General features: G+C 50.6%; 18 protein-coding genes and 1 tRNA gene. 8 read left to right on the top strand and 11 right to left on the bottom strand.

Going from position 1 to position 18,434, the window contains the following annotated elements:
* Positions 1 to 25: 25 nt before the first annotated feature.
* The 6 genes from CUZ56_RS05575 to rplU all read right to left on the bottom strand — a co-directional run bounded on the left by CUZ56_RS05575 (position 26) and on the right by rplU (position 4,757).
* Positions 26 to 814 carry a hypothetical protein gene (locus tag CUZ56_RS05575; protein WP_126979066.1) on the bottom strand — a complete coding sequence of 263 codons (789 nt, stop codon included), beginning with the start codon at positions 812 to 814 and terminating at the stop codon, positions 26 to 28.
* Between the two features lie 80 nt (positions 815 to 894).
* The gene (locus tag CUZ56_RS05570) at positions 895 to 1,434 is read right to left on the bottom strand and encodes a histidine phosphatase family protein (RefSeq protein WP_126979064.1); all 540 of its coding nucleotides are present in this window, start codon (positions 1,432 to 1,434) and stop codon (positions 895 to 897) included.
* A 254-nt stretch (positions 1,435 to 1,688) separates the two neighbouring features.
* A complete protein-coding gene (gene proB, locus CUZ56_RS05565; RefSeq protein WP_404948030.1) occupies positions 1,689 to 2,852 on the bottom strand; it encodes a glutamate 5-kinase in 1,164 nt (387 codons plus the stop codon).
* Positions 2,836 to 3,912 carry an Obg family GTPase CgtA gene (cgtA, locus tag CUZ56_RS05560; protein WP_126979062.1) on the bottom strand — a complete coding sequence of 359 codons (1,077 nt, stop codon included), beginning with the start codon at positions 3,910 to 3,912 and terminating at the stop codon, positions 2,836 to 2,838. Before cgtA ends, proB begins: the two co-directional genes overlap by 17 nt.
* 216 nt (positions 3,913 to 4,128) lie before the next feature.
* Positions 4,129 to 4,395: a 50S ribosomal protein L27 gene (gene rpmA / locus CUZ56_RS05555; RefSeq protein ID WP_126979060.1), complete on the bottom strand. Its 267-nt coding sequence runs from the start codon at positions 4,393 to 4,395 to the stop codon at positions 4,129 to 4,131.
* Positions 4,396 to 4,445: 50 nt separating this feature from the next.
* Positions 4,446 to 4,757, bottom strand: coding sequence for a 50S ribosomal protein L21 (gene rplU, locus CUZ56_RS05550; protein WP_126979058.1), 312 nt, complete (start codon positions 4,755 to 4,757; stop codon positions 4,446 to 4,448).
* A 279-nt stretch (positions 4,758 to 5,036) separates the two neighbouring features.
* Here rplU and CUZ56_RS05545 point away from each other — a divergent pair, with 279 nt between their 5' ends.
* The 6 genes from CUZ56_RS05545 to CUZ56_RS05525 all read left to right on the top strand — a co-directional run bounded on the left by CUZ56_RS05545 (position 5,037) and on the right by CUZ56_RS05525 (position 11,868).
* A complete protein-coding gene (locus tag CUZ56_RS05545) occupies positions 5,037 to 5,987 on the top strand; it encodes a polyprenyl synthetase family protein (protein ID WP_126979679.1) in 951 nt (316 codons plus the stop codon).
* A gap of 79 nt (positions 5,988 to 6,066) precedes the next feature.
* Positions 6,067 to 6,143: transfer RNA gene (locus CUZ56_RS05540), tRNA-Pro, on the top strand.
* Positions 6,144 to 6,377: 234 nt separating this feature from the next.
* The gene (locus tag CUZ56_RS16265) at positions 6,378 to 6,506 is read left to right on the top strand and encodes a hypothetical protein (protein WP_275427135.1); all 129 of its coding nucleotides are present in this window, start codon (positions 6,378 to 6,380) and stop codon (positions 6,504 to 6,506) included.
* Positions 6,507 to 6,838: 332 nt separating this feature from the next.
* Positions 6,839 to 7,762 carry a toxin-antitoxin system YwqK family antitoxin gene (locus tag CUZ56_RS05535; protein ID WP_126979056.1) on the top strand — a complete coding sequence of 308 codons (924 nt, stop codon included), beginning with the start codon at positions 6,839 to 6,841 and terminating at the stop codon, positions 7,760 to 7,762.
* Positions 7,763 to 7,854: 92 nt separating this feature from the next.
* Positions 7,855 to 8,592, top strand: coding sequence for a TPM domain-containing protein (locus CUZ56_RS05530; protein WP_126979054.1), 738 nt, complete (start codon positions 7,855 to 7,857; stop codon positions 8,590 to 8,592).
* 576 nt (positions 8,593 to 9,168) lie between these two features.
* The gene (locus CUZ56_RS05525; protein WP_204250833.1) at positions 9,169 to 11,868 is read left to right on the top strand and encodes an autotransporter family protein; all 2,700 of its coding nucleotides are present in this window, start codon (positions 9,169 to 9,171) and stop codon (positions 11,866 to 11,868) included.
* A gap of 96 nt (positions 11,869 to 11,964) precedes the next feature.
* Here CUZ56_RS05525 and CUZ56_RS05520 read toward each other — a convergent pair whose 3' ends face one another.
* The 4 genes from CUZ56_RS05520 to argH form a co-directional block, all read right to left on the bottom strand.
* Positions 11,965 to 12,564: a hypothetical protein gene (locus CUZ56_RS05520; protein WP_126979052.1), complete on the bottom strand. Its 600-nt coding sequence runs from the start codon at positions 12,562 to 12,564 to the stop codon at positions 11,965 to 11,967.
* 305 nt (positions 12,565 to 12,869) lie between these two features.
* A complete protein-coding gene (locus CUZ56_RS05515) occupies positions 12,870 to 13,409 on the bottom strand; it encodes a cytochrome b (protein ID WP_126979050.1) in 540 nt (179 codons plus the stop codon).
* A 100-nt stretch (positions 13,410 to 13,509) separates the two neighbouring features.
* On the bottom strand, positions 13,510 to 13,968 hold the full coding sequence (locus CUZ56_RS05510; protein WP_126979048.1) for a tetratricopeptide repeat protein: 459 nt from the start codon (positions 13,966 to 13,968) through the stop codon (positions 13,510 to 13,512).
* Positions 13,940 to 15,337, bottom strand: a complete 1,398-nt coding sequence (argH, locus tag CUZ56_RS05505; protein WP_126979046.1) for an argininosuccinate lyase — start codon at positions 15,335 to 15,337, stop codon at positions 13,940 to 13,942. The genes CUZ56_RS05510 and argH overlap by 29 nt, the downstream gene beginning before the upstream one ends.
* A gap of 178 nt (positions 15,338 to 15,515) precedes the next feature.
* Between argH and CUZ56_RS05500 the strand changes: the two genes are divergently transcribed.
* On the top strand, positions 15,516 to 16,580 hold the full coding sequence (locus CUZ56_RS05500; RefSeq protein WP_126979044.1) for a sensor histidine kinase: 1,065 nt from the start codon (positions 15,516 to 15,518) through the stop codon (positions 16,578 to 16,580).
* Positions 16,577 to 17,347 carry a LytR/AlgR family response regulator transcription factor gene (locus tag CUZ56_RS05495; protein WP_126979042.1) on the top strand — a complete coding sequence of 257 codons (771 nt, stop codon included), beginning with the start codon at positions 16,577 to 16,579 and terminating at the stop codon, positions 17,345 to 17,347. Before CUZ56_RS05500 ends, CUZ56_RS05495 begins: the two co-directional genes overlap by 4 nt.
* Before the next feature lie 21 nt (positions 17,348 to 17,368).
* Here the strand turns inward: CUZ56_RS05495 and CUZ56_RS05490 are convergent, their stop codons facing one another.
* Positions 17,369 to 18,301, bottom strand: coding sequence for a septal ring lytic transglycosylase RlpA family protein (locus CUZ56_RS05490; RefSeq protein ID WP_239442065.1), 933 nt, complete (start codon positions 18,299 to 18,301; stop codon positions 17,369 to 17,371).
* Positions 18,302 to 18,434: the final 133 nt, after the last annotated feature.

The raw sequence follows: 18,434 nt of genomic DNA, 5'->3' as shown, positions 1-18,434 counted from the left end.
TCCAGCTCAGTTACAGAGTCAATCGTTATTTCAAAGAATCCTGGCTATCCCCAGCAAGCACAGGCACCAGCAAAACATAGCGCTCTGCCTGGTGACCACCTGGAAGGCTGGCAGCATCGGCAGCAGCACTATCGGTGAAACGGCGATTGCCCTGACTGTCAATCTGCACACCATACCCGCCGACCAAAATAGCTTCGCCTTGTTGAATCACAGGCAGCGCCAATTCTGCAGCAGCGCCCGTCCCTTCTTCAAAGTGTAGTACGCCTTGCACTACTCTCGCATCTGCCGTCGTTTTCAAACCTAATGTCATACGCTCATCAGGTTGAGACATGATCGTGAGTGTGAATAACTGTGGCACAGTAAACCAATGGCGCGCATCATCCGGCACATGTGTAGGTGCAGAGCCCAGAACCATGCCCCCTGGCACACCTTCGGGCAATAACATTCTGGATGGAGAAAAAAGATGATAACGTGCATCCGCCTGTTCCCGTGCAGACATGGCATCTAAAAATGCGGCCAACTGCTCAGCATTCAAGACGAAAAAATAGTGTGACTGCGGCTGCAAGTCTGATGAAGCGTGCTCCGTTTCACAACGAATCGCCAATACCTCCGCAGCAGCCTGGCACCCACCCCATAGCGGGGTCTCAAAATAGTGCCATGTCACAATGAAATCAGGGCTATTTGTTAACGTCTGCGACATGACAGTCTGCCGGTCAAAACCATTCGTTGCTGCTGTATCTGCCAGTACAAATCCGCTCCAAATAGAAAACCAGGTGGCAACTATCCCCAAGAAAACACGTTGACACCAAAACATCTATTTCTCCCAAACACCTGTTAACTGTAAAACAATTTTTTGCCGGATACAGGACCCCAGTGTCCCATCAGTAAACCCTTTTACACTGGCACCTCATACATCCAGCCGGGTTGCCATGCGTGTGTATTGCGCCAATCGTCCTGAAAAGCCTGCGGCCAGGTTTTACCACGTAACAAAACGTCCAGTGCCAGTTGAGGTGCCTGATGCGCAACAATGGCAACGGATTTTTCTTTATAGTTTTGTTTCAGATCCTTTAAAAAACCGGCAACCCGGTTTTCCACATCCTGGTAAGACTCTCCACCAGGAAACGACTCCAGAATATACTGGTTAAGGTTGTTTTTTACTTTGTGAGAAGGCTGCTGACTGAAGTCACCATAATTAATTTCTCGCAACCGCCAATCATTTTTAACTGGGAACCTCGCTCCAAACGCCAGGGCAACTGTTTCAATTGAACGTTTTAAATCTGATGTAAAAATAACATCAAATACGTCTGTCACCAGCTCACCCAGTTCCTGCGCCTGCTTGCGTCCTTTTGCCGAAAGCTCACAGTCCACCCATCCGGTTGCCAGCCCGGCTTCATTGTCAACAGTGGTTGAATGCACAAAATACGTCAATTTCATATGACATCCTTTTCAGACCATTGAATTTCTGATGGCAAATAAGCCGCTTGTATTCATTGATCTTACTGGCAGTATCCTGTTTTTACAGGCTTTCTGGCACAATTCCAGGTGCATTAAAAGAGTACTGTTTTTTCGCTTGCAGCGAATAGATTCCTCAACCTGCTTGATATGTTTTTATGCAGGGATAACCAGCCGCAGGCCATCACGCAGGGCTTTCCAGATACAACAACCACAGCACCAGCTATAGCAGGCAATCAGCGTTGAGAAACGGATGACAACACCATATTGTCACGGTGAATCAGCTCTTGTTCCGCCACATAACCCAGCAGATGCTCAATGTCTGTGGATGGGTGTTTAGCAATCAGGCGGGCTTCAGGCGCCGCATAGTTGGCCAGCCCACGGGCAATCTCCCGTCCTTCCAGATCAATGACCGTAATCACTTCACCGCGTACAAAATCGCCTTCTACTTTCACCACACCAACCGGCAGCAGGCTCTTGCCTGCATGAAGCAGTTTGTCTGCCGCACCGGCATCCACCTGTACAGAGCCGCTGACCTGCAAGTGATCGGAAATCCATTGTTTACGTGCCAGCGTTTTATGCGTATCGGCCACCAGCAGTGTGCCGCTGTAGTGCCCATCCACCAGCCGCAGCAGTACATCGTCTTCACGGCCCCAGGCAATCACGGTACTTGCACCAGACCCGGCAGCACGTTTAGCGGCCAGCACTTTGGTTAACATACCGCCTTTACCAATTGAAGAACCTGAGTCTCCTGCCATTTTTTCCAGTTCCGGATCGCCTGCCCGTGCCTGCTGAATCAGTTGCGCGGCCGGGTCTTTACGCGGGTCGGCTGAAAACAGCCCTTTCTGGTCGGTCAGAATCACCAGCAGATCAGCCTCGATCAGGTTCACCACCAGAGCACCCAGCGTATCGTTGTCACCGAATTTGATTTCCTCGTTCACCACCGTATCGTTTTCGTTGATGACCGATACAGCGCCCAGGTCCAACAGGGTCAGCAACGTGGCACGCGCATTCAGATAACGCTCGCGGTCTGCCAGGTCGGCGTGCGTTAACAACACCTGCGCACTTTGCACACCATATTTGCGCAACTGCGTTTCATACATCTGCGCCAAACCCATCTGCCCGACTGCCGCTGCTGCCTGTAGTTCATCGATTTTTTTCGGCCGTTTGGGCCATCCCAGGCGACGCATCCCCTCAGCAACAGCCCCGCTGGAAACCATGATCACCTCGCGGCCGGATTTGGTGAGCGCAGCAAGCTGTCGGCACCACTCGCCAACGGCCTGTTCATCCAAGCCCCGGCCCTCATTGGTCACCAGGCTGGAGCCCACCTTGACCACAATACGCCGTGCCTGCATCAGCACCTGTGTGGCATCTGTCAAATTGCTATGCTTGGTCATCATCGTCACCCGATATCGTGTCAAAACGTGGATCTTTATCCGGCTCGGCCTCATGGAAAGAAGCGACAAACTCATAAGCTGAGCGCATCAGCGGCATGCAGCCCTCATGCGTCAGCGCTGATATTTCAAACACAGGCCCTTTGTATTTCAGCCGCTTTACAAACGCTTTTACCCGTGCTGCGCGCTCTTGCTGGGGCACCATGTCCAGCTTGTTGAGCACCAGCCAGCGCGGCTTTTCATACAGCGTTTCATCGTATTTGCGCAGTTCTTCCACAATTTCATGTGCCTGCGCAACTGGGTCAATACTTTCATCAAAGGGTGCAATATCCACCACATGCAGCAGCAAACGGGTACGCTGCAAATGGCGCAAAAACTGATGTCCCAGCCCGGCCCCTTCCGAGGCACCTGCAATCAGCCCAGGAATATCGGCAATCACCAGGCTTTGTTCTGGCCCGACACGCACCACACCCAGGTTCGGGTGCAAGGTGGTAAACGGATAATCCGCAATTTTCGGACGTGCATTCGAAACGGCTGTAATCAGCGTTGACTTACCCGCATTGGGCATACCCAGTAAACCCACATCGGCCAGAATTTTCAGTTCGAGCTTCAATTTGCGCTGCTGACCTGGCTTGCCTGGCGTCTTTTGCCGCGGCGCCCGGTTGGTACTGCTTTTGAAATGCAGGTTGCCAAGGCCGCCTTCACCGCCCTGTGCAATCATCACCCTCTGCCCGTGCTCAGCCAAATCGGCAATCGTCTCTCCGCTATCCAGGTCGGTAATGATGGTGCCCACCGGCATACGCAACACCACATCTTCAGCCGCTTTGCCATACTGGTCTGCGCCACGGCCATTTTCACCATTTCTGGCTTCATGGCGGCGTGCATAACGGTAATCAATCAACGTATTGAGGTTGCGGTCGGCTTCAGCAAATATATGCCCCCCACGTCCACCGTCCCCGCCGTCAGGGCCACCATAGGGAATGAATTTCTCACGCCGGAAGCTGGCGCTGCCATCGCCTCCTTTACCCGAGGCCACATCAATGGTTGCTTCATCAACAAACTTCATAATACGTTCTTCATTTCTGTACCACAATCAGGCAATACACAATCGATGGCACACCAGTCAAAATCGGCTTTGGGGTAAAACAGCCCCAAAATGAATGCCCAATAAAATAAGCGCATGAAATGCATTCATTGAGGCTAATGCATGGATTATAAGGACTTCAAAAAACAAAAGCCCGCTTATATGCGGGCTTGTTGACCTGACAACGTGTCAGTTCAATCAGGACTGTGCAGTAGGCACCACACTGACCGTCTGGCGCTTGAACTCGCCACCGATCTCAAACTTCACCTGCCCGTCAACCAGAGCAAACAAAGTATGGTCTTTGCCAATGCCTACATTGGTGCCAGGATGGAACTTGGTGCCACGCTGACGCACAATGATAGAACCCGCAGGAATGCTCTGCCCGCCATACGCCTTCACTCCCAAGCGTTTAGCCTGTGAGTCGCGTCCGTTACTGGTGGAACCACCACCTTTTTTATGTGCCATTTGATAACTCCTTGTGCTTTATACAATAAAACTGATTTTGCCCAAACGCATTACGCGCTGACAGCCTCAATCTGCACCTGAGTGAATGGTTGGCGATGCCCTTGGTGCTTTTGATAATGCTTGCGACGCCGCATTTTAAAAATGGTGACTTTGTCGTGCTTGCCATGTGCCAACACTGTAGCTTTTACAGTTGCGCCAGCGACCAAAGGCGTGCCTACCTTGAGTTCACTGCCTTCGCCGACAGCCAACACCTGGTCAAACACAATCTCTTGGCCCACTTCCGCAGCAATCTGTTCTAGCTTAATCTTCTCGCCAACAGCAACCTTATATTGTTTGCCGCCGGTTTTTATGACCGCGTACATAGGAACCCTTTCAGATCAGAATACTTTGTACAACAAAATAATACAAAACTGGTTACCCGGTTTGACTACGTTGCAGCAAAATACGCCATGTGAAATCAATAAAAACCCCTACCCAAAATGAGCAGAGCGTTAGATTATAGCCTTTTCTACAGAATTTGTCACCACCTCTTACGAACCAATACACACAACCGCCACCCTTTCTTATAATTGCCACATCATTTGAACTTGCGCTGTTGAATTGCCTTGACTACAAATACAACCCCCTCCTCCAACCAGTTCATGGAACTGGCCACGCCCGAACTGGCGGCCCTGAATGAAGTTATCCGCAACCATTTGCACTCTGACGTTGTACTGATACGTCAGATTGCTGAGTACATCATCTCATCGGGCGGCAAACGCCTGCGCCCGGTCATGCATATGTTGATTGCGCGTGCACTCGGGCACGACAGCGGCACCCGGCACCTGCTGGCAGCGGTCATTGAGTTTATCCATACCTCCACCTTGCTGCACGACGATGTGGTGGACGAATCCGCCCTGCGGCGCGGAAAAAATACCGCCAACGCCGTTTTTGGCAATGCCGCCAGTGTACTGGTAGGAGACTTTTTATACTCCCGCTCTTTTCAGATGATGGTATCTGTAGGCAGTATGCACGTACAGGAAATACTGGCCGATGCCACCAACGTCATCGCCGAAGGCGAAGTCATGCAGTTGATGAACGCACATGACCCCGATGTGAACATCGAAGGCTACATGCAGGTCATCCGCTACAAAACCGCCAAACTGTTTGAAGCCAGTACCCGCCTGGGGGCAGTCATTGCCAATACCTCAACGGAAATAGAAGAGGCCTGCAGCATTTACGGGCAGGCGGTTGGCACAGCGTTCCAGATCATAGACGACATTCTTGACTATGAAGGCAATGCAGAAGAAATGGGCAAAAACGTCGGCGATGACTTACGCGAAGGCAAACCAACCCTGCCCCTGATCATCGCCATGCAGCGCGGCACAGACGAACAGCGCGAACTGGTGCGCAACGCCATTATCCACGGGGACGCCGAGCATCTGCCCCAGATTGTGCAAGCGGTGCACGCCACCGGTGGCATTGACTTCAGCCGCGAGGTTGCCATCAAAGAAGCCAGGCGTGGTTGCGATGCACTGGAAATCCTTCCCGCTAGCCAATATAAGAAAGCCCTGATAGAATTTGCACTTCAATCGGTTGACCGTCGGGCATAAGAATACCTGCTGCCCTATAATCAAACATTGTCAATTTACAAATGCAAGCATGGCAACCTGCTTGTATCTGTATCAGCTACGGGGTGTAGCTTAGCCTGGTAGAGCGCTACGTTCGGGACGTAGAGGCCGGAGGTTCGAATCCTCTCACCCCGACCATCACAGAATCTTCAATCTCCCAAACAATACAAACCAGCAGATTTTTGGGTTAACCCTCTTTTTCGCTAAAGTTTGTGTCCTTTGGCATCAAACCTGCACCCAAATCACGTCAACAGGCTACAGAATGTGACCATTCTGCAAACCTTTTCTTGCCACACTTCATAGAAAATTCATATCAATTTCACATCAACAAAATACACTGCCTCCAGACCTAAGAACAAAAAGGGAAGAAGCATGAAAAAAACACTTATCTTCGTTCTGGCGCTTCTGGTATTGCTCTGCCCGATGTTTTACGACACACAAGACCGGGAACCCTCTTATTTAGAATTTGATATTGTCATGATGGAACAGTGGAGCAACTAAAAGCACGCCTTGCCACAGATACTTTGGCCTGGATGCACCACCTTAATAAAAAGAAACTGCTTACTGCTGTCAGGTTTTATGGCTCGTCTTCCCTCACCACTTGCCTTATCAGAAATTTCAGACATTCTTCAGCATACATTTTTCAGCTACCTGCTTTCTTCTTTCCGTTTTGAATTGTTTGGATAAAGCAGTTTTCACTCCCAAGGCCAAGGGAGAAAAAACTCACCAATAAAACAACAGAAAACCAGTTGCCAAAGATTGCAACTGGTTTATAAAAATGTATATAATTAATTTTACTGTCAAATACATGTCATTGTTACAGGAAAAATTCAATGAAAAAGGTTTTGCTCTTTTTAATTCTTTTGCTGGCAATGCTCGCAGCATATTTTGTATACACACAAAATTTTGCTACCGACAAGACTGTCTCACCCGCTGACCCAAGCGCCACAGCAGCCGTGCCATGGGAAACCGGGGAAACTATTCTCACAGGACCATGCTTTAAGCAATCTAATTGCTACAGGAAATTTTTAGGCGTCACAGATCAGGGCAAGGTGCTTATCCAGGATTTTTATGCATCAGGGCCAAAGGCAACTGATCCTTACACGGTTCTTACCCCGCAAGATGCTGGCTTACCGTTTGTTGGTACAACGATAAACGCTGATACCTTGTCCAATGAGCCAACAAATATTGACAACCTGTTCAGCAAATCACCAGGAATTGATGGCCTACACGTTATTTGGAGTGAGAATGGTCAAAAACTATCGGAAGCCCATTATCAACAAGGATCTGCATTGCCAAGTTTTGCAACTTTCTGGCATCCCAGCAACGGCACAAAATTGGCGGAGTGGGCTTTTCAGTCCAATGGACAAAACGGCCTTATCACCACATGGTATGAAAACGGGCAAAAAAATGCAGAAATACATTTCGTTGGCAAACCTGGACAACAAAATCAAATAACTGTATGGTTTTCAAATGGTCAGAAACAATATGAATTTAGCATCCATGATGGAGAATTAAACGGCCCCTGGAAAGAATGGTATGCAAACGGGTATCAAAAAACGGATGCCTCTTTCCAAAATGGAGACCTGAACGGCCTTATGACAACCTGGCATCCAAATGGTCAAAAGCAATCAGAGGGTTACTTCCAAGACGGAAAATCGCATGGTCTTGTAACAACATGGAATGAAAACGGCCAGAAAAGAAGTGAAATTGTTTTTGACAATGACAAAGTTGTTGACCGTAGAATGTTCAATTGAGGTATTGTCTTACCCATGCCGCTTATCAAGACAATGACAAAAACAGGTGCCCCTCAGCACAGTTAGCCCAACGTAGACGCAAAGCATTCATCATGAACAAAACAATTAAACACATTTTATGGATATTGGCCTTATGTACCTTGCCGCTGACAAATGCATGGGCTGAGTTGCGCTTTCCATCTGCTGAAAGTGTGTATATCAACGACTTTGCAAACGTTCTGTCCGCTGCCGATGCAGACCGGATTGGACAAACGCTCAGTCAACTGGAAAAACAAACCGGCATACAGTTTTCCGTTGTGACCATACACGCTTTAAAAGACTATGGCGCAGATAACATGCCGATCAAAAACTATGCCGACAAGCTGATGGATGACTGGGGTGTTGGCGACAAAAACGACAACGACGGTATTGTCCTGTTATTTTCCCAGGAGGATAGAAAAGTTGCCATCTCTATGGGGGCCGGTTACCAAAACCGGTACAACAGCCAGTTGCAAAGCATCGTGGATGACACCATGCTGCCCTATTTCCGCCAGGGTGAGTACAGCCGTGGTATTTATGAAGGTGTGAATCAAACCATCGCTGTTGTTACGGTTCCGGTAAGCTGGTTTCAATTCTATAAATGGCATTTAGCGGCCGGCGTACTCATCATCATGTGCATCGGCGCGGGCATTTCCTGCATGCGCAATGGCAAAAAAGGATGGGGCTGGGCCTTTTTTACTTTTGCATTCATTATTCTGCTTTTTTTAATCAAGCTTTTGCTCAGCGGAAAGCGCAGAGGTGGCTTTGGCGGTGGCCGCTCCGGTGGTGGCGGCGCATCAGGTTCGTGGTAGTTTTTATTTGCCACGCCATGGGAAAGTGCTCAAAAAAAGCACTTCCCACCCAGGCTGGCAATGAATGCGTCAATTGAAAATAGCCGGAAGCAATGCATCTAAAATTAGTATAAATACATAAAAAACAGTTCCAGTTCAACAGCACAAAATATACCGCGCTCGTCTTAGGAGCCCTTGCCGTCTATCTTTTTTCCGCAGCTGGCGATTTTGCCGTCAGTCGTGAACTTGCATCTTCCAGACACTCATAGTGTCATAACCGTCATAGGTTATACCACCATGCAAATGGACTAACCAGATTTATTAAGAATAAACATATACATTTCGTCTTAAGTCTTCATACTGAAATACCATGACCGCTTAAATACCAGCGTAAGAAGCCTACACTCTATAACTTAAATGATCAATTTCTCTTTGAGAAATTATTTTTTATCTTCAAAAAACGCTGTTGATATTCTCACAATAAAAGGTATTCCCCATGAAACAAAACGGGCAAAAAATTTCCGCTTATTCACAAAAACATGCAAAAACCACGGTACCCAGGCAGACTGATGTACCTTTTACCATGAAAAGCTGGCCTTGCTTCTTGTTGCATGCCTGCCTTTATCTGCCCTGGCTCAAACCAATGCCTCGGTCTCTTATGGTCAGACTGTTACATCCACTGTTGGCACTGGACGTAATGACAACAATGGTTACGTCTTTGTTGACTCAGGTGGAAAAATTGAAACACAAAATGCCAATGCAATCAGCCTAGGTGACAATGCAACCATTTCAATCATTGGAACCATCATTAATCATGCTACAAACAATACCGGACATTACGGTACAGGCGCCAACACCATAGAGGTCAACAGTCATTCCAATATCACCATTGAGGCTGGGGGTCAGGTCATATCTGCCGGTAACGAAAATATTGCAGAAGCCATCAATGTGCATGGCTATGGTAACGTGATTACGATTCAGAGTTTTGCGCTTGTCCAGTCCAGCGCAGGCGCAGCCATTTGGTTTCAGGATTGGACTTCTGCTCCCGATGCTTCGCAGAGAAACCAAGTAATTAACCGCGGCACGGTCAGACAGACCAATGGTGGTAATGTGATCGGCACCTCTGCAGGCGCTGGCATTATTTTCACCAACTGGGTTGGTGGCGTCGTGGAGGGCAACCTGGTATTCTCCAACGGCAACGACGATCTGTACCTGCATGCCGGCTCTGTCATTACCGGCAACATTGATGGCGGGGGCGGCATTAACACCCTGACGCTGTCAGGCAGCAGCGGCCCTGACCCTGCCAATGGAGGGTATCTGCCTGGAGCGCTGAAAAATTTCTCTTCTCTCATCAAAATCGACAACGGTGTCTGGACGATTACCGGCCCCATGCAGGGTTTTAACAGTGTACTGGTCAAGCAGGGGACTCTGGCGCTCACCGGAAACAACAGCGGCTTTACCGGCTCCGTCACGGTAGACAGCGGAGCCACACTGGAGGCTCGGGCACAGAGCCTACCAACCAGAGCCACAGGTAACAATGCCAACAACGTGTTAAACAATGGACAGGTGTTGTTCACCCAGCCGGATGATGGCACCTACATTGGCCAGATCACGGGCAGCGGCTCAGTCACCAAAACCGGAGCCGGTACACTCACACTGGCACCTGAAACAGGTGCCAATACTTACAGTGGCGGCACTTACATTTATGGTGGCACCCTGCAAGTTAATAACAACAGCGCCTCCAATATGACCGGGCAGGTGTTTGTCTTCCAAAATGCACGTCTGGAAGGCCTAGGGACTCTTGGTTCTACAGCATATGCCACCCACAATGCAGGCACTATTTCACCCGGAGTCGGCTCGACGCCCTCAGGTGTTCTGACAATCCGCGGAGATTATGCCGGACAGCCTGGAGGCATTGTTCAAATCAATACCGCACTGGGCAATGACAACTCTCCAACCAGTCGGCTGATCATTACTGGCGGTACAGATGGTTATACAGCCCCCAATGGGGTGAAAGTGATTAACCGTGGTGGTCTGGGAGGGAGAACTGCTGAAGGCATCCGCATTATTGAAGTGCAGGATACGGCACACTCTTCCAGCAGTGCATTTCGTTTAGTCGGAGATTATGTGATGCCCACCGGTGTGCCGGTCGTCATTGGCGGCACGCAGATTTATGCATTGCACCAGGGCAGCACCTCCAACCCGCAAGATGGCAACTGGTATTTGAAGAATTATGTACCACCGGGCATCATTGATTTTCCAAGTATCCCGGGGTTACCGGCTAAGCGGCATCCCAGCACCTATCAGCCAGGAGTCGCACTGTATGAGGCTTATCCGCAAATACTGGCTGCACTGAACCGCCTACCCACATTGCAACAGCGTGTTGGCAACCGGTTCTGGCCCAGCGGATCATCAACAGATACATCTTCTCCAGAAACCATGCGCTACACAGATAAAACCGGCATCTGGGTACGCGTGGAAGGCTCTACCGCCACTTACAAGCCTTCGCTTTCCACCAGCGAAACAGATTATGATATTGATACTTGGCGCCTGCGCATGGGCGTAGACGGCGTACTCCATACAACAGATGATGGCTCTGTACTGATTGGCGGCATCAATGTGCATTACGGTTATGCCAAAGCCGATGTCAGCGCCGTAACCTCTGATGGCAGCATTCGTACCGATGGCTATGGCATTGCCGGTACCCTGACCTGGTACGATCAAAACGGTTTTTATGCCGATGCTCAGGCACAGTTAAGCTGGTTTGACAGTGATATTCATTCACATACACTGCATGCTGACGAAATCAAAGGCAACGATGCCTATGGCTATGCACTCGGTATTGAGACTGGAAAACTGTTTGAGCTGAGCCCGCAATGGTCACTGACTCCACAGGTACAGTTTGTTTACTCATCCACCCGCTTCAACAATTTTACGGATCCATTCAGCACCCAAGTTTCACGAAAAGACAGTGACAGTCTGCTGGGGCGCCTGGGGCTGGCCATCAACCACGAAGATAGCTGGACTGCATCCAACGGCAAAATTGATCGTCTGAAACTTTACGGCATTGCCAATCTGTACTACGAGTTTCTTGACGGCACTAAGGTTCAAATCTCAGGAGAGGAATTCGAGAGCCGGAATGATCGCCTGTGGGGTGGCCTGTCTTTAGGCGGCTCTTATAACTGGAATGACGATCAGTATTCGCTTTACAGTGAACTGGGAGCGCGTACCAGCTTGAGAAACTTCGGCGACAGTTATGAAGCTTATGGAGAGATTGGCTTTCGCATGAAGTTTTGATGTAGTTTGTTCATGCATACAGCAAAAAAGTACACCACCCCTATCTTGGTGTACTTTTTGCTGTTCTGTTAGCCCCTTCTGATACAGATAAATGTATCAAACACGTTTTCCACTGCGTCTTTTCCCAAGCTGTTTAGCCCGGTTGCGGATGGCTTTGGTTTTACCGTCCTGCTCAAGCATCTTTAAAAACATTCCGTTTTGTTGTGCAAAATTTTCAAGCAAATATTCCTGCACAACAGAATGCTCTGAATGCATATAACGCTGAAACTCTGCAAGAGACAGGGTTTCCAACTGGCGCAGTTCATGCAAATACTGTTCCCGCAGAATCGCGGGAGCTAAAGAACCATCTGACAGTTGATCGAGAAATGATGCAATGGCGTCGAACTGCTGCGCTTGAATTCCCGGCTGTCTGAGTAGATCAACGCCTGCGGCTAAAGCCATAAATTGGTCAGGATCAGATTCGACCAGTTCAAGAAACTGCTTTATTTCTGCATCGGTATATGTTTGCCTATTTTGAAGCCAGCGTCGGAATGCCGTGTAGCGGTAATGTTCCGGGCTGTTTCGCCCGTCTTGTTCAAATGCCTGCCATTGCGCCTCTAACAATGAGGCATCCATAAAGCCCCAGATCAGCCACTGTGGAGTGTATTGCAACAGCTCCAGCTTCTCTTTAACCTCTTGCGCAATATCCATTTGCATACAGCATGGCACCTATTTGAGTCACTTTTCGAGCGGTTCAGCAAAACAACCAGCATGCTTTTAAGATGTCCAAAACACAATGCTTGCAACGCATTTTTAGCTCACGCATGCTGATTGGGTCCATAGCCAATCTTTGTCATTTTGTATTGTCATCAAGTATCGCAGCCGGTTTTCACATCCAGCGGCCATACAGCAATTCAGCGCTTTACCATGAACCATATCTGATGATTGTATACGCCAAGATGAATGTATAAAAATAATGGCCGGCTATCAAGCCGGCCATTCGTAATGCGTTTCAAAAAGCATCACCGCATTCTGTTGATCAGGCCGTCTTTCCAGACAAAATGATGAATCAGGGCCATCGAGATATGCCCTACAACCAGCAGCAGCAGCAACCAACCCAGCCAACTGTGCAGCGCACTGGCCGGTGCTATCATCCACTGTACCTGCACGCCGGTATTTTCGGTAATGGGAATACCGAAAAAACTGAAGGCCCGGCCGCTACCGAACTGCCGCAACAGTGCAATGGCAGGAATGATCACCATCAGCAGATACATCAGCGTGTGTCCGCCAATGGCCAGCTTACGAACAGTCGGGGTAAATCCGGCGTAGCTGGGGCGCTTTTTCAGATTCATCAAAGCCCATACACCACGGATCAGAATCAGCACCATCAGTACCAGCCCGACTTCTTTATGCAGTCCCCATGAAAATGGCCCGCCCAACACTTTGACCAGCAGACACCCAAACTGCCAGATCAGCAGCAATGCCATCAGCCAGTGCAGGCCCATACTGATCAAACCAAAACGGGTAGGTGTATCTTTCCAAGTGCGTGGGGCGCGTTGCATTCTTTTCCTTTCTTTCTGTTGAGCCGGCATTGTAAACAATGCTGCGGTACAAAAAGAATTCGCTTACCCGGAACGGCGTAATGGATATCTGCCTTCAGGCTCAATGCGCATGTGGGTCGAAGTACGCTTCCCAGGTTCGGGCGTCAGGTGATAATTGCCCGGCTTTCGCAAACAACGCCTGCGCCTGGGAGCGTCTGGCCTCCTGATTAATGCACGCCACGGCCAGATTAAAGTAAGTATTCCGATCTGTTGCACCCGCTTCAATGGCACGGCTCAGGTACTGATATGCCGCCTCAAACTCTCCCATATCACAGTACACGGCCCCCAGACAGGTCAGCACAACGGTATTGGATACCGTATTAAATGAGCCGGTTTCTTCCGTGAGCAACTGCAACAGATCGCGGGCTGCCTGCAAATGCCGTGTCCACTGTGCTGGCTCCTGCCAGGCACATTCCACATGCCGGCGTGCCTGACAAAGTGTATGGTTCAGGCACTCGGCATTCATGACGTCCAGATACGTCCTGACAGGTTCAGGCCAGACGTGTGCGATGGCGCTCAATCTGGTAACGCACCTGTTCCGGTGCCGTTCCGCCAAGCGTCTGACGCGACTCAACCGACCCCTGTAATGTCAGCACACTGTAAACGTCCTGCGCAATATCCGGGTGAAACTCCTGCAGCACATTCAGCGGCAGTTCGCTCAGATCAACCCCTTTACCAATGGCATAGCGCACCGCTTTGGCAACTGTTTCATGTGCATCTCTGAACGGTAGTCCTTTTTTCACCAGATAGTCAGCCAGATCGGTAGCTGTGGCATAGCCCTTCAAGGCGGCCTTTTCCATCGCCTCGGCCTTAACCGTGATGCCGCCCACCAGATCAACAAAAATACGCAGGGTATCCTTGACCGTATCAACGGTATCGAACAGCGGTTCTTTATCTTCCTGATTGTCATGGTTGTACGCCAGCGGCTGTCCTTTCATCAAGGTCAGCAACCCCATCAGATGCCCCACAACACGCCCGGTTTTGCCGCGCGCCAGTTCCGGTACATCGGGGTTTTTCTTTTGCGGCATGATGGAGGAGCCGGTGCAAAAACGGTCGGCAATATCGATAAAACCAAAAGACTGGTTCATCCAGATAATGAGTTCTTCAGACAAACGACTCACATGCACCATCAGGATGGAAGCAGCGGCGGCAAATTCCATTGCGAAATCGCGGTCACTGACGGCATCCAAGCTGTTGTTGCATACGCCATCCATATCCAGCGTACGGGCCACACGCTCCCGGTCCAGCGGGTAACTGGTTCCGGCCAGCGCAGCAGACCCCAGAGGCAACCGGTTGACCCGGCGGCGCACTTCCTGCATGCGCTCGGCATCGCGTGAAAACATTTCCACATACGCCAGCATATGGTGGCCAAACGTCACTGGCTGGGCCACCTGCAAATGGGTAAAGCCGGGCAGAATCACATCCGCATGGCGTGCTGCAATATCCAGCAGGGCCAGTTGCAGTTGACGCAGCAGCCCGTAAACCAGGTCAATCTCGTCACGCAACCACAACCGGATATCGGTAGCCACCTGGTCATTGCGGCTGCGCCCTGTATGTAAACGCTTGCCGGCATCTCCGACCAGATGTGTCAGCCGCGCCTCAATGTTCAGGTGCACATCCTCCAGCTCCAGCTTCCACTCAAAAGCGCCTGATTCAATTTCCTGCCGGATCTGTGTCATACCGCGCCGGATATCGTCCCAGTCCGACTGGCTGATGATTTTTTGTGCTGCCAGCATTTCAGCATGCGCCAGCGAGCCGGCAATATCGGCCTGCCACATGCGTTTGTCGAAAAACACACTGGCGGTATAGCGTTTCACCAGGTCGCTCACAGGTTCTGAAAACAGGGCTGACCAGGCTTGGGACTTTTGATCTAATTGGTTGGTAGACATGGTACTGATATGGATAACTGTCAAATAGGGTTAACCGCTGGGGCACGCCACAAACTGCTGCTTTCTGTAGACAATTTGTATGCATGCTGCCTGACGTAGGCTATGATTGTCTCATGATTGATACACTGCTGACCAGACTGGCACAATATGGTCAACATGTTCCCAAGGAAAACCCTGCATGTCCGATAACGACGTTTATGCCCAACTGATCAAGCCGTCCGGCATTCTGCGTGTTCTGCTGACTGTGATTGTGCTCATCATGGTAGCGGGCTTCTGGCATGCGAACGACTTTCTGTCCTGGATCAACGGCATGTTCCCCTTTATGCTGTGGGTTCCGCCGGCAGCTCTGATATGGCTGCTGCTGATTTTAATGATGGTGTGTATTTTTCAGATACCATGGGTTGCCGGGTCATGGATCGTCTCCGAAAAAGCCGAGCAGGCACGGCGCATTTGGCTCATTATTCTGGCGGCAGCCAGTGCAGGTGTTTGCGCCGGGTTTACCAACCTGTATACCAAAGACACGACAGCCTTTTTCAGCATATCCTACTGGCACTGGCCTGCAGCCGTGTGGGGCGGCCTGACGGCAGCAATCATCACCGAATGGTTTTACTGGCATAAAAAAGGCCAGAAACCCGCTGCCACAGAAGCCAAACTGCTGGAACTGCAAGCACGCATCCGCCCCCATTTTCTGTTTAATACCCTGAACTCTGCCATGGCCCTGGTGCGCCTGGACCCTGATGCAGCAGAAGCCGTGCTGCAAAACCTGTCTATCCTGTTTCGTGCCGCACTCGAGTCGGGGGACAGCAGCAGCGCTACCGTACAGCAGGAAATTGATCTGGCGAAAAGCTACCTTTCGATTGAATCGGTTCGCCTGGGCAACCGGATGCACGTTCAATGGAAAGTCGACGATGCCACACTGGATGCCATGATCCCCGCGCTCAGCCTGCAGCCCATTTTAGAAAATGCCGTACGGCACGGCATAGAGCCGGCCGATACAACCGGCTTCATCAAAGTAAAAATCCGGCGCCGCCTGGGGAAAGTTGCTCTGAGGGTAGCCAACACGGTACCCTCCCCTGAAGAGCAGGCCCGCCACCCGACGGCCGGCCACGGTATGGCACTGGCTAATTTGCGTGCCCGTTTATCGCTGATGCATGATTTTGAAGGCGTTCTCAAAACCAGAGCACTGACAGACGCCTCTGGCAAGCATTGGTTTATCACCAGCGTCGAAGTTCCAACATCATGACCGATACCCAACCTATCTCTCCTGCACTGAACATTCTCATCGTCGATGACGAGCCGCTGGCCAGGCACTGGCTGCGTATGCAACTGGGCAAATGCCATTTGCCGGTAACCATTGCAGAGGCTGCCTCCGCTGCACTGGCCACCCAGTGGTTGCAGCAAAATGAATGCCATGTCATTTTGCTGGACATTCATATGCCCGGCACCAACGGGTTGGAATTTGCCAAACAGTGCCAGTCGCTCCACCCGGGAACCGCGGTTATCTTTGTCACGGCAGATTCCAGCCATGCGCTGCAGGCCTTTGATCTGGCCGCATTTGACTACCTGACCAAACCCGTTTCTGTAGAGCGCCTTGAACAGGCCCTGCAACGGGTGTACGAGCGGGTCCGGCTGCAACAGGCTGTGACTGAGCCCCCTCCAGTTGAGGAGCCGGTTCTGGTGATCGCCGGGTATCAGCACATTTCCCGCATTCCTTTAAGCTCTGTGCTGTATTTTCAGGCAGACAGCAAATACGTCAAAGTGGTGACCCAGAACGACAATTATCTGATTGAAAATTCTCTTCAGACCCTGGAAGAACAGTTTGCAGAACTGGTGATTCGTGTGCACCGCGCCTATCTGGTTCCCAAACATGCCATCGAAGGCCTGGTACGGTTAGCGGCAGATGACACTTCCCCGGAAGGCTGGGGCATCAAAGTGCGCGGGCTGAATGCGTGCATCCCCGTATCCCGGCGGCAGTTGTCTCAGGTTAAAACCCTGCTGCACCAGAGCTAACCGCATTGCATATTCAGGCCATCAAGGACGGTTCAGCACCAGGGGCTGCACACCCACCAGTGTTTCAACCGCACGGGCAGCCACCTGTGCTTCAGTTGATGTCCGGTAAGGCCCCGCATAGACCCGGTAGTAACGCCCATCGTGCGTTACACGCAAATTGCTGCCGATGCTGCGGTCCTGCGACCCGAGTCTGCTGACCAGCGATTGCGCACTGGTCTGCGAACCGTATGCGCCAATTTGCACAAAGTACCCGCCAGCCAGCATATCCGATGAAGCGCCTGACGATACTGTACCGCTTGATGCACTGCCGCCTGAACTCGACACCCGACCGGCAGCAATGTCTGCGGGCATGATGCGCTCGACAATCACCTCCGCCGTGCCCTTGTTCACATAGCCAAGCTTATAGGCCGCCGCATAACTCAGGTCTATGATACGGCTTTGATGAAAAGGCCCCCGGTCATTCACGCGCACGATGACAGAGCGGCCATTGGCCACATTGGTTACCCGTACATAACAAGGTATCGGCAAAGTGGTGTGTGCGGCCGTCATCTCATACATGTTGTATTTTTCGCCGCTGGAAGTGGGCCGCCCGTGAAACTGCTTGCCATACCAGCTTGCCATGCCGCGTTGTGTGAACGGAATTTCGCGGGTATCAGGCACATATCGCTGGCCCAAAACGGTATAAGGCTTATTCGGCCCGGACATCAGCGGCTCCACACGGGGAACAGCATCCTGCAGCTTGTCAGGGTCCAGTTGCGAAGGGTCTCCTGGCCCATCATTCTGGTAATAACCGCCGCCTGAAGACGAGCTTTTGAAAATGGAACAGCCCGACATGGACAGAACCAGCAGCATCAGCAACACAATCCAGGCAAGACGTCTTAACCGTTTTGTCCGCACATCCACTGGTAAAGACAAATGCGGGAAACATTGACTGCTGGCTGTATTCATGCTCATCGTGTGAATTACTCCTGGTCCCATCATACGTTCTGGCTAAGGACCATTCTACAACACCTCGATGGTCTCTCATGAAACAGCACCCTTAATGCGTAGCTGTTGCATTCGGTTTTACACGCATCTTTTCAGGCCC

The organism is Saezia sanguinis (assembly GCF_003991585.1).
In the GTDB taxonomy this organism is placed as follows: Bacteria; Pseudomonadota; Gammaproteobacteria; order Burkholderiales; family Burkholderiaceae_C; genus Saezia; species Saezia sanguinis.
Note: the sequence above shows the minus strand (reverse complement) of the source record. Positions and strands in the feature narration are given on the sequence as shown.